The organism is Sphaerotilus sp. (assembly GCF_041083715.1).
In the GTDB taxonomy this organism is placed as follows: Bacteria; Pseudomonadota; Gammaproteobacteria; order Burkholderiales; family Burkholderiaceae_C; genus Sphaerotilus.
Window position 1 is genome coordinate 1 of sequence record NZ_JBFPGY010000072.1, and the last position, 12200, is coordinate 12200.

The 12200-nt window shown below is 71.0% G+C and carries 9 protein-coding genes; 5 read left to right on the top strand and 4 right to left on the bottom strand.

All coding sequences use genetic code 11. The features are described 5' to 3' along the window. The coding region (fusA, locus tag AB3X43_RS03495; RefSeq protein WP_369428494.1) for an elongation factor G at positions 1–1671 on the top strand (1671 nt) is incomplete at its 5' end. Between the two features lie 8 nt (positions 1672–1679). Here the strand turns inward: fusA and AB3X43_RS03500 are convergent. Both AB3X43_RS03500 and AB3X43_RS03505 read right to left on the bottom strand, forming a co-directional pair. After that, positions 1680–3359: a hypothetical protein gene (locus AB3X43_RS03500; RefSeq protein ID WP_369428495.1), complete on the bottom strand. Its 1680-nt coding sequence runs from the start codon at positions 3357–3359 to the stop codon at positions 1680–1682. A gap of 103 nt (positions 3360–3462) precedes the next feature. Beyond that, positions 3463–5103: a hypothetical protein gene (locus AB3X43_RS03505; RefSeq protein WP_369428496.1), complete on the bottom strand. Its 1641-nt coding sequence runs from the start codon at positions 5101–5103 to the stop codon at positions 3463–3465. 130 nt (positions 5104–5233) lie between these two features. On the opposite strand from AB3X43_RS03505, the gene AB3X43_RS03510 reads away from it, so the two are divergent. Then, complete coding sequence (locus tag AB3X43_RS03510; protein ID WP_369428497.1) at positions 5234–6484, top strand: glycosyltransferase; 1251 nt, start codon at positions 5234–5236, stop codon at positions 6482–6484. Here AB3X43_RS03510 and AB3X43_RS03515 read toward each other — a convergent pair. Next, positions 6411–6881 (bottom strand): DUF2917 domain-containing protein, encoded by a 471-nt coding sequence (locus tag AB3X43_RS03515; protein WP_369428498.1) that lies wholly within the window; start codon positions 6879–6881, stop codon positions 6411–6413. The genes AB3X43_RS03510 and AB3X43_RS03515 overlap by 74 nt on opposite strands. Positions 6882–6910: 29 nt before the next feature. On the opposite strand from AB3X43_RS03515, the gene AB3X43_RS03520 reads away from it, so the two are divergent. Together AB3X43_RS03520 and AB3X43_RS03525 are read left to right on the top strand one after the other, a co-directional pair. Continuing rightward, positions 6911–8338, top strand: coding sequence for an aminotransferase-like domain-containing protein (locus AB3X43_RS03520; RefSeq protein ID WP_369428499.1), 1428 nt, complete (start codon positions 6911–6913; stop codon positions 8336–8338). Continuing rightward, positions 8338–10659 carry an ATP-dependent DNA helicase gene (locus tag AB3X43_RS03525; protein WP_369428500.1) on the top strand — a complete coding sequence of 774 codons (2322 nt, stop codon included), beginning with the start codon at positions 8338–8340 and terminating at the stop codon, positions 10657–10659. Before AB3X43_RS03520 ends, AB3X43_RS03525 begins: the two co-directional genes overlap by 1 nt. Here the strand turns inward: AB3X43_RS03525 and AB3X43_RS03530 are convergent. Then, positions 10642–11232, bottom strand: coding sequence for a GDSL-type esterase/lipase family protein (locus tag AB3X43_RS03530; RefSeq protein ID WP_473965054.1), 591 nt, complete (start codon positions 11230–11232; stop codon positions 10642–10644). The genes AB3X43_RS03525 and AB3X43_RS03530 overlap by 18 nt on opposite strands. Before the next feature lie 116 nt (positions 11233–11348). On the opposite strand from AB3X43_RS03530, the gene AB3X43_RS03535 reads away from it, so the two are divergent. Then, complete coding sequence (locus tag AB3X43_RS03535; protein WP_369428502.1) at positions 11349–11987, top strand: MBL fold metallo-hydrolase; 639 nt, start codon at positions 11349–11351, stop codon at positions 11985–11987. The last annotated feature ends 213 nt before the right edge of the window (positions 11988–12200 follow it).

Here is a 12200-nt window from a genome sequence, read left to right on the forward strand (position 1 = left end):
CGGATGGTCATCGTCAACCGCATCGACGTGCCCGGCTTCGATGCCGCCGTGCTGCTGGCCCAGATCCAGGCCGCCTTCGGCCGCGAGTGCCTGCCGCTGAACCTGCCCGCCAACGGTGGCCGCGAGGTGGTGGACTGCTGGTTCGCGCCCGAGGCCACGCCGGGGCATGAAGCGGACTGCTCTTCGGTGGCCGCGGCGCACCGGGCGCTGGTCGAGCAGGTGGTCGAGGTCGACAGCGCCTTCGTCGAGCGTTACCTGGAAGAAGGCGATGTCGACGCCTGCGAGCTGCACGCACCGCTGGAGCAGGCGCTGCGCGAAGGCCACCTGATACCGGTCGTGTTCGTCTCGGCCAAGATGGGCACCGGCGTGGCCGCGCTGCTCGACGTGATCGCCAAGCTGCTGCCCGACCCGTCCGAGGGCAACCTGCCGGACTTCTTCAAGGGCGAAGGCGCGGCCGCCCGGCCGATGCATGCCCGGGTCGACCCGGACGCGCATGTGCTGGCGCAGGTGTTCAAGGTGACGATCGACCCGTACGTCGGCAAGCTCGGCATCTTCCGCATCCACCAGGGCACAGTGACGCAGAACAGCCTGCTCTACGTGGGCGACGGGCGCAAGCCGTTCAAGGTCGGGCACCTGTTCCTGCTGCAGGGCAAGACACACACCGAGATCCCGAGCGCCGGGCCGGGTGACATCGTGGCTGTGGCCAAGGTGGACGAGATCGCGTTCGATGCCGTGCTGCACGACGCCGCCGAGGACGACCACATCCACCTGAAGCCGCTGCCCTTCCCGGTGCCGGTGCACGGCCTGGCGCTGAAACCGAAGCGCCACGGCGACGAGCAGCGCCTGTCGGAGGTGCTCGCCAAGCTGGCGGCCGAGGATCCGTGCCTGCGCGTCGAGCAGGTCGCGAGCACCCACGAGACCGTCGTCTACGGCCTGGGCGAGCTGCACCTGCGCGTGCTGCTGGAGCGGCTGCGCGAGGGCTACCGGGTCGAGGTGGAGACCGCGCCGCCCCGCATCGCCTACCGCGAGACCATCACCGCCCCGGCGCAGGCGCAATACCGCCACAAGAAGCAGAGCGGCGGTGCGGGCCAGTTCGGCGAGGTCCATCTGCAGGTCGAGCCGCTGCCGCGGGGCGCAGGCTTCGAGTTCCTGGACGTGGTCAAGGGCGGCGCGATCCCGGGGCAGTTCATCCCCGCGGTGGAAAAGGGCGTGCGGCTGGCGATGGACGCGGGCGTGATCTCCGGGCACCCGGTGGTGGACGTGCGCGTGACGGTGCTGGACGGCAAGCACCACAGCGTGGACAGCAAGGAAATCGCCTTCGTCACCGCGGGCAAGAAGGCCTTCATCCTCGCCATGCGCGAGGCGCAGCCGGTGGTGCTGGAGCCGGTGGTCGATGTGGAGATCTCGGCACCCGAGGCCATGATCGGCGACATCACCGGCGATCTCGCCGCACGGCGCGGCGAGGTGCGCTCGACGACACCGCAGCTGGGCGGGCTGGCCAGCGTGAAGGCACGCGCACCGCTGTCGGAGCTGTCCGGCTACCAGTTGCGGCTGAATGCGCTGACCCGGGGCGAAGGCAGCTACACGCTGGCGCTGTCGCACCATGACGCGGTGCCGCCGGGGGTGCAGGCCGAGATGGTCAAGGGCTGGCAGCTGCGCGACGAGGACTGATGGGCCCGTCAGAAGTACCCAGGCTGGCTGTAGCCGCGCGACACGAGTTCGCCAGACACCGAGACCGACGGCGATGCCGGTGCATCCAGCGTCTGCAGCGTGCCCAGCCCTTCGCCGGCGGCGAGCGTGCCATCGGCGTTGGCATCGAACACGGTGGTGGTGGACGAACAGGCGTTGGTGGGCGCGTAGGTCAGGCGGCTGGCCGTGGCGACGAAGGTGGACGCCAAGCCAGCGAGCGTGGCGGTCTGCGACTGGAACAGCGCAGCGGGCGTGTGCACGGCGCCCGGCCCGGCCCAGTTGCAGACCATGCCGAGCAGGCGGCCGTCGGTCGTGGCCAGCGCGTCGGTGAAGGCGAAGTAGCCCTGCACGGTGCGGCGGTCGGCGGCACTGTCGTAGGTGCTGCGCACCGCCAGCGCGCGGGCGTGGCTGTCGCCGGTGCCGGCCTGCCAGGCGTAGAGGAACTGGCCCGCGCCGGTCGTGCGGTCGTAGCGGCCGCCGAAGCGGTCGAAGTGGCCGCGCCAGCCGGTGGACGCGCCCGCCGCCACGGCACTGCCGGGTGCGCCCGCGGCGAGTGGCACGGCCGGATCGAGTTCGCCGGCGGCGGTGAAGGCCGCGACCTGGCCGGCGTGGTCGGTGTCGGCCAGGTCGGCTGGCGCGCCACAGTACTGGCCGGAGCGGGCCCCGAAGTCGATCTGGTCGCCGTCGCGGCTGTAGCGCACGGTCGTGACGCGCGCGCGCTGGTAGCGGCCGCCAGCCATGCGGTCGCTGCAGCCGAAGGTGGCGTCGGTGCCCAGGTCGAAGCCGGACACGCGCAGCACGCCGCTGTAGGCCGCAGCCGTGGTGCCAGGGCGGTGCTGCAGCACGATCTCGCCGCTGCGGCCGGCCGACGTCCCCGCGTTCCGGCTCACGGCGAGGCGGTAGGTGTAGGTCTTGCCGAACGGGTCGAGCGACACCGTCGCGGCGTGCACGGTCAGGCCCGTCAACGCCGGCAGCGCGGCCAGCACGGTGGAAAACGGCGTGGTCAGGTCCGTGCGGAAGCCGGCTGCAGGCATCGCGAGCAGACCGCCGGAGCTGGCGATGGTCGCGCGCATCGCCGCCACCAGCAGCAGGCCCTGGCGGGTGGCGTGTTTCACGCCGGACGTGCGTTCGTTGAGCTGCGCCACCACGCAAGGCTGGCCACTGGCCGTGTCGGTGGGCAACCACAGGCCGAGATCACCGCCGGGGAGCAGACCGGACTCGGTGCCGCTGCCGTCCTCGTGGTTGGCGTAGAGCAGCTGCGGACCGTAGCAGCCCGCGTTGCCACCCTGCAGGAACAGGTTGCCGAAGCTCAGCAGCCCGGCCAGCGACACGCTGGTGTCCCCGGCCAGCACCGCCTCGATGCGGGCGGCCATGTCGGTCAGCTCGGCCCGGCCAGCCCCCGCCCCCAGCGGCACCGCGAGGGCCCGGGCCGTGGCCGAGGCGGCCGCCGCCGATCCACTGCCCAGCTCGGCCGGCGAAGCCACGACGAGGCCGGTCGGGAAACTCTCGCTGGCGGTGACACCGGCGGCGGACACCGGCGCGGAGGGCAGCAAGGCCAGCACGGCAGACGCCGACTCGCCGCCACCGCCGCCGCCACAGGCGCTCAACAGCAGGCAGACGGCCAGCGCCGACAGGGGACGGCGACGGAAAGCGGGCAAGGACGACGACATGCAGGGACTCCACAGGACCGGGGCCGTTCATCTGAGCAGCCCGCGTCTCCACTGTCGTCTCTCATCCCGAGGACTAAATTCAGAAAAAATGCTCCATCTGCGGTCAATTGCGTGAACGATGCAAATCCCGTGCATCCTTCCACCAGGCACCGACCTTCTGCCGCAGCGTCAGCCGCTCGTCGGAGAGCACGTCCAGGAAATCCGACAGCCGCTTGGACTTGACGATGGTGTAGCCGGTCACCACGATCGACGCCACCAGGGTGCCGACGAAGATCAGGAGGCGCTGCCACATCGGCGATTCGGCTTCGGCGAGCAGGTTCATGCCGAGAAAGCCGGTGGACAGCGTGCCGATCAGCCCGGCGATGGTCACCACCGTCAGCCGCACCACCGTGTTGGCCTGGCGGCGCAGGCTGTCGGTGTCGAGGTAGGTGTTCATCTCGCTGACCCGCTCGCGCACCTCCGGGTAGAGCGTGTTCAGCCCGAGGTGACTGACGCAGAGGTGGTGCAGCGCGCGGGTCTGCACCTGCTCGGAGATCTCGTGGAACCAGTAGCGGTGGGTGAAGCGCAGGAAGGTCTCGAAGTTGCCGCGCACCGCGCGCTTGAAGCGCTTGACCGAGCCGGCGTCGGCGATGCTCAGCGCGTCCAGCGCCACCACCAGCCGGTCCGAGAACATCAGCAGCGCCGCCTTCTGGAAGTGCGCGATCAGGAACAGCAGGAAATGCTGGTGGCGGAACTGCGCCAGCACGCCACGCTCCCGGTCGGTGAAGAACGGTGCGCCGGCACGGCCGACCACCACCAGCGCGTGGCCGCAGCAGAGGTAGCGCGTGTGCGGCGCCGCACCGCCGCCGCACCAGAAGCGGTCGTAGCAGCAGCGTGACTCGAAATCCGCCAGGTGCTGCTCGGCGAAGGGCAGCAGCTCGTCGCGTTCGCCCTGCCCGGACACCAACCCGAGCCGCACGAAGTCGGCGCGGCTGAGCTGCGTCGGGTCATCCACCGCGAGGTAGCCCATCACCGGCATGCGGTGGTATTCGATCTGGCGAAAGCGCAGCAGGCCGACGGCATCCTCCTGGTCCGGCACCAGCGGCTGCAGCAGCCAGCGCCAGTGCGCCGCCAGCCGCGGCGCGCGGTGGCGGGCGACGAAGGAGAGGAAGGCATCGCGGTCGCCCGCGTCCGAGGCGGCCAGCACCTGCCCGTCGGCACCGAGCCATTCGACCGCGGCGGCGCAGTGCAGCCCGCGGCCCTCGCCATCCCAGCCCGGCGGGTAACCGCGGCCGAAGCGGTAGAGCACTTCCTGCGCCACCGCGAGCGGCAGGTCGTCGGCGCAGACCTCGACGTTGAGCATCACCACATCGACGTCGTAGAAGAAGCAGAGGTCGATGTGCTCCACCTGCAGCTCGACCGGCGCGTCGCCTGCCTGCAGCGTCAGGCGCACCCGCCGCACGTCGTCGCGGCGCAGCACCTGCATCGACGAGGCGCCGCCCGTGCGGCTGCGACCACCGCGGGCCGTGCCGTCGCCGTAGAGAAAGCGCTGCACATAGGGCAGGAAGGTGACGAACTCGTTGTAGTGGCGCTCGTGGAAGCCACTGGCCTCGCCGGTGTACTCGTCCACCACCTCGCGCCAGGGCTGGGCGCCACCGGCATCGAGCAGCGACTCCCAGGGGCGGCGCCCGGCGCGGTCGCCCTCGCGGGGCATGAGTTGCAGCGGCCACAGCAGGCTCTGCCGGAAATGTCGAACGGTCGTCATGGTCGGGATTGGAACGCCCGGCCCACGGGCTGACCATGCGGATCGCCCCGATGCCACGGAAGATCGCGCAGGAAATGCGGTGATCGTTCCTTTCTTGCCGCCCGGATGCCGCCTGATACTGCCCGTCACCATGCGCCTGCTCTTTGTCCACCAGAATTTCCCTGGCCAGTACGTTCACCTCGCGCCAGCACTCGTGCAGGCCGGCCACGAGGTCCGCGCGCTGATGCTGGAGCCCACGGCCCGCGATCTGCCCGGTGTCGCCGCCACCCGCTACAAGGTCCCGCGCGGCAGCACCCCCAACATCCATCCCTGGGCCGGCGAGTTCGAGACCAAGATCCTGCGCGGCGAAGGCGCCGCACGGGCCGCCCTGGCGATGCGCCAGCAGGGCTTCACGCCGGACGTCATCTGCGTCCACCCGGGCTGGGGCGAAGCCCTGTTCCTGCGCGACATCTGGCCCGGCGCGCGGCAGCTGCACTTCGTCGAGTGGTACTACGGCTGGGACGGCCACGATGCCACCTTCGACCCCGAGTTCCCGCCATGCAGCATCGACGCGCGCATGCGCATCCGCACCAAGAACACCCACCTCCTGCACGGCTTGATGGACATGGACGCCGGCATCTCTCCGACCGGCTGGCAGCGCTCGACCGTGCCGGAGCTGTTCCGTCCGAAGGTCGAGGTGGTCCACGACGGCGTGGACACACGGCTCATCCAGCCCAATGACGCGGCGGTGTTCGAGTGCACCCTGCCCGGCACGGGAACGCGGCTGCGCCTGACACGCCAGGACCCGGTGATCAGCTTCGTCAACCGCAACTTCGAGCCCAACCGCGGCTACCACGCCTTCCTGCGCGCGCTGCCGGCGCTGCTGGCACGCTGCCCCGCAGCGCAGGTGGTGCTGGTCGGCGGCGACGGTGTCTCCTACGGCGCCAAATCCGAGGATGGCCGCTCCTGGCGCGACCGCTTCCTCGACGAGATCCGCCCGCAGCTCACGCCCGCGCAGCTCGCCCGGCTGCACTTCGTAGGCCGGCTGCCACATGGGCAGCTGATCAAGCTCTACCAGGTCACGCGGGCCCACGTCTACCTGACCTACCCATTTGTGCTGTCCTGGTCGATGCTGGAGGCGATGTCGGCCGGTGCGCTGGTGATCGGCTCGCGCACCGCACCGGTCGAAGAGGTGATCGAGCACGGCCGCAATGGCTGGCTGGTCGACTTCTTCGACCGCGACGGGCTGGCGCGGGCCCTGTGCGATGCACTGCTGGCCCCGCCCGGTGCCCATGACGCCCTGCGCAGCAGCGCGCGCGACACCATCGTCAGCCGCTATGACCTGGAGCGCATCTGCCTGCCCAGACAGATGGCGCTGGTGGAGCAACTCGCGCTGGGCTGAGCGCTCTGGCCACGCGTTCCCCGGCATGCCAGACCTGCACCCGGGCCGTCTCCGCGCCGTCGCACTCGATCACCACCTCACCCGCTCCGCACAGCAGCCAGTCCTCGCCCGCCGCGATGAAATGGTCGCCGGTGTCCCCCGACTGGGTCAGCCAGATGCGGCCGGCATCGACCCGCACCCGGGTATAGCCGTCGTGCGGCCGGGCCAGCGTCAGCACCGCGCCGGGGCGCAAGCTGAGCGGGGACGAGGGGGTGAAGTGCAAGGTGGTGTCCATGGGGTCCACAGTAGGGGGACGCAGCCCATCCCGACAGCCACACCCGCCACCCAACCCAGCCACCACAACCCGGGTTTCAGCGGTCCTGTGTCGGTCGCGTTGACCGGCCTCTGTACTGGTCATCCCACCACGGACCCATACAGAATGGGCCCATGGAACATGCCACCGACACCCTGTACCTGCAGATCGCCGAACGCATCGCCCACCCGATCCGCTCGGGCACGCTGGCCCGCGGCGAGCGCATCCCGTCGGTGCGCGAGCTGGCGCGGCAGCAGGGCGTGTCGCTGTCCACCGTCGTGCAGGCCTACCGCACGCTCGAAGACGCCCGGCTGATCGAGGCCCGGCCGCGCTCGGGTTACTTCGTCGCAGCCCGTGCGCCCCGCCCGCCCGAGCCGGAACCCTCGCGCCCGCCGGCCGACTCGCAGCCGGTCGATGTCAGCTCGCTCGGCGCACAGGTGATGCAGCTCGCCACCGACCCGCGCTTCATCTCCTTCGGCGCCGCCTGCCCGAGCGGCGAGCTGTTCGCGCAGGACCGGGTGCGCCGCGCCGTCAGCCGCGCCGCGCAGCGCCACCGCGCGACGCTGTGCCAGTACCCGATCGGCCCCGGCAACGAGCAGTTGCGCCGCGCCATCGCCCGCTACGCGATGGGGCTGGGCTGCCAGCTCGACGCGCGCGATCTGCTCGTCACCAACGGCTGCCTGGAAGCCATCAGCCTGTGCCTGCGCGCCGTCACGCAGCCGGGCGACGTGGTGGCACTGGAGTCGCCGTCGTACTTCGGCTTCCTGGAAATCCTCGAAAGCATGCACCTGCGCGCGCTGGAGATCCCCACGCATCCGCGCACCGGGCTGTCGCTGGATGCGCTGCAGCTCGCCTTCGACACCCAGCCGGTCAAGGCGGTACTGGCGGTGCCGACGCTCTCCAACCCGATCGGCGCCTCGATGCCGCTGGCCGAACGCAAGCGGCTGGCACAGATGGTGGCCGAGCGCGGCATCCCGCTGATCGAGGACGTGCTCTACAACGACCTCGCCGAGCAGGACGACCGCCGCCGTGCCGTCAAGTCCTTCGACACCACCGGCCACGTGATGGTGTGTGGCTCGTTCTCGAAGACGGTGGCGCCGGGCATCCGGCTGGGCTGGGTCGAGGCGGGGCGCTGGGGCGCGCAGGTGCGGCGCCTGAAAGCCGTCCATTCGGGTGGGCACACGGAGCTGCTGGAGCTGGCGATGGCCGATCTGCTCACCCAGGCCGGCAGCGAATCCGCCTACCGCCAGTTGCGCGCCACCATCGCCGCCCGGGTGGACGAGGCGCGCGGGTTGATCGCCGAGAGCTTTCCGCGCGGCACGCGGGTGACCGACCCGGCGGGCGGCTACATCCTGTGGGTCGAACTGCCGCCGGGGAGCGACTCGCTGGCGCTGCTCCACGCCTGCCTGGCCGAGCACATCTGCTTCGCGCCGGGGACGATATTCAGCGCCACCGACCGCTACCGGCGCTGCCTGCGGCTGGGCGTGGGTGGACGCTGGGACGCCGCGCAGCGGGCGGGACTGCGGCGCATCGGCGAGCTGGCGCGGGCTATGCTCGATTGATGGAGTCCCCCGCCGACCAGGCACCACCACCGCTGACCGTCGCCGTGCGCACGCTGTGCGCGTTCACCGCCAAGGCGGGCGACCTCGACGTGCGCTTCACCCCGGCGCCGACGGCACTCGAAGGCATCGAGGGCCACGCCGTGGTCGCGTCCCGGCGTGGGGCGGGCTACCAGAAGGAGGTCAGCCTGTCCGGTCGCCACGGCGCGCTGCTGGTGCGTGGCCGGGCCGACGGCTTCGACCCCGACAAGGGCCGGCTGGAGGAGATCAAGACCCACCGCGGCGCCGGTGCCCTCGCCCGCCAGCCCGCCAACCACCGGGCGCTGCACTGGGCGCAGGCGATGGTCTACGGCTGGCTGCTGTGCGCGCGCGACGGGCTGGCGCAGCTCGAACTCGCGCTCGTCTACTACGACATCGGCAGCCGCCAGGAGACCGTGTTCACCCAGACGCTCGACGCCGAGGCGCTGCGCCAGCATTTCATCCAGCGCTGTGACGCCTACATCGCCTGGGCGCGGCTCGAACACGCGCACCGCCGCGCCCGCGACGCCGCGCTGGCCATGCTGCGATTTCCGCATTCGGATTTCCGCACCGGCCAGCGCCCGCTCGCCGAAGCCGTCTTCAAGGTCGCCCGCGCCGGCCGCCCGCTGATGGCCCAGGCGCCCACGGGCATCGGCAAGACCATCGGCACGGTGTTCCCGCTGCTGCGGGCGATGCCCGGCCAGCAGATCGACCGCGTGTTCTTCCTCACCGCCAAGACCTCCGGCCGCGCGCTGGCGCTCGACGCGGTGGCGACGCTGCGCCGGGCAAAGCCGGACCTGCCGCTGCGGGCGCTGGAGCTGGTCGCCCGCGAGAAAGCCTGCGAGCACCCGGACAAGGCGTGCCACGGCGATTCGTGCCCGTTGGCCGAGGGCTTCTACGACCGCCTGCCCGCGGCACGCGAAGCGGCGCTGGCCGTGCCGGTCTGGCACCGGGAGGGCGTGCGCGCCGTGGCGCTGGCGCACAGCGTCTGTCCGTATTACCTCGGGCAGGAACTGGCGCACTGGGCCGACCTCGTCATCGGCGACTACAACCACTTCTTCGACCTGAGCGCCATGCTGCATGCGCTGACGCAGATCAACGGCTGGCGTGTCGCCCTGCTGCTCGACGAAGCGCACAACCTCGTGGACCGCGCCCGGCTGATGCACACGGGCGAACTCGACCAGCTCAGCGTGCGTGGCCTGCGCCACACGGTGCCCAAGGGGCTGCAGAAGCCGCTGGACAAGCTCAACCGGGTCTGGAAAGCGCTGAACGCCAGCGAGTCGAACGACGGCGAGGACAACGCCTACCGCGTGCTGCCCATCCTGCCCGACGAGCTGATGACCGCCATCCAGCAGGCCGCCACCGCCGTCATCGACCACCTCGTCGACCACCCGACCACCGTGGACGCGGCGCTGCAGGGCTTCCTGTTCGACGCGCTCCACCTGACGAAGCTGGCCGAGTCCTTCGGGCCGCACTCGCTGTGCGACCTGACGCCGTCGCGGGACGGGCGGACCTCGGTGCTGTGCCTGCGCAATGTCGTGCCGGCGCCCTTCCTCGGGCCGCGCTGGGCAGTGGCGCACACGGCGACGCTGTTCTCGGCGACGCTGCAGCCACCGGCCTTCCACCGCGAGCTGCTCGGCCTGCCGGACCACACCGCGTGGATCGACGTGGAGTCGCCCTTCGAGCGCACGCAGCTCGACATCCACATCGCCCGCGACATCTCGACCCGCTGGCAGCACCGGGATGCCTCGGTCACCCCGATCGTCCAGCGGATCGCTGCGCAGTACGCCGAGCGGCCGGGCAACTACCTCGCCTTCTTCAGCAGCTTCGACTACCTCGACCGCGTGGCCACCGCGTTCGAGGCGGCGCACCTGGAGGTGCCGGTGTGGAAGCAGTCGCGGCGCATGCGCGAGCCGGAGCAGGCGGCGTTCCTGGCCCGGTTCGCGGCGGGCGGGCGCGGCGTGGGGTTCGCGGTGCTGGGCGGCGCGTTCGCGGAAGGCATCGACCTGCCCGGCGACCGGCTGATCGGCGCGTTCATCGCCACCCTCGGCCTGCCGCAGGTCAACCCGGTCAACGAGCAGATCCGCCGCCGCCTCGACACGCTGGTCAGCCGCGACACGGGCAGCGGGTTCGACTGCACCTACCTGTTTCCCGGCGTGCAGAAGGTGGTGCAGGCGGCGGGCCGGGTGATCCGCACGCCGCAGGACCGCGGTGTGGTGCACCTGATCGACGACCGGTTTGCGGGCGTGCAGGTGCAGGGGCTGATGCCGCGCTGGTGGGGGCTGGGTTCAGCCGAGGGCGAGTGAACGCACGGCGTCGGCGATCACCACGCCGAGCCGCGCATGGGCCGCCGCGTCGAGGTGGATGCCCTCCTCGGTGCTGACGGCGATGTGCTCGCCCGCGTCGAGAAAGGCCACGCCGCGCTGCGCCGCCACCGCCTGCATCGCCGCCGCCAGCCTGCGCGCCTTGGCCGCCCCGCCGCTGAACATGTCCGCCAGCACGCCGTGTTCCTCGATCGGCGGCGGGCAGACCAGCAGCACCTGCACCCGCGCCGCGCCCGGCAGCGTGTTCGCGAGGACCATGTCGATCAATGCGTGGGCGCCCTCGGCGATCTGCACCGCGCTGGCGCCGAAGCGGGCCTTGAGGTCGTTGGTGCCGAGCATGAAGACGACCACGTCGAGCGGTCGGTGTGCCTGCAGGCTGGCCGGCAGCGTGCGCAGGGCGTTGCGGTCGGCGCCCTCGACCGGGTCGTCACGGCCGATGGTGCGTCCCGGGAGGCCGTCCTCGATGACGTGCCAGCCTGGGCCGAGCGCGGCCTGCAGCACGCCAGGCCAGCGTTCGGCCCGGCCGAGGCGCCGGGCGTCGTCACGGTGGCGCATGGGGCAGGTGCCGTGGGTGTTGGAATCGCCCAAGCAGAGGAGCGTGCGGGAGGAGGCGGAGGTCATCGCCGCAGTCTGCCATCCCGGGCGCCTCCGCCACCATGGACAATTCCCCCATGCTGCGCTACCACACCCACCCCGTCACCGCCTTCGCCCAGAACTGCTCCATCGTCTGGGACGACGAAACGAAGCAGGCCGCCGTCATCGACCCGGGTGGTGACCTGCCCGCCCTGCTCGCCGAGATCGACCGCCGCGGCCTGAAGCTCGAACAGATCTGGCTCACCCACGCCCACATCGACCACGCCGGCGGCACCGGCCAGCTCGCCCGCGAGCGCGGCCTGCCCATCATCGGCCCGCACCCCGGCGACCAGTTCTGGATCGACGGCCTCGCGCAGCAGAGCCGCATGTTCGGCTTCCCGCCCGCCGAGCCCTTCACGCCGACCCGCTGGCTGCAGGACGGCGACACCGTGACGCTCGGCGCCCACACGCTGAACGTGCGCCACTGCCCCGGCCACACGCCCGGACACGTCGTCTTCCACAGCCCGGAGATGCAGCGCGCCTTCGTCGGCGACGTGCTCTTCGCCGGCAGCATCGGCCGCACCGACTTCCCCGGCGGCCACCACCAGACGCTGATCGACTCCATCACCCAGCGCCTGTGGCCCATGGGCGACGACACCGTCTTCATCCCCGGCCACGGCCCGGAGAGCAGCTTCGGGGAAGAACGCACGACGAACCAGTACGTCGGCGGCACCTGAGCAGACCAACAGGCCGCACGGCAGATTTGGTAACGCCTGTAACCGCGGAAAGGGCAATAGATCACGGCGTGTGCGTGCATGGACAAGACTGGAGTCACGCGACAGCGCGATAACGTCAATGGGTCGATGCTGGTGAGTTCGGGGATTCACAGGGTCGATCAGGAGTACCGCCATGCTGACCATCGCTTCCATCCAGAACCGCGAACACTTCGA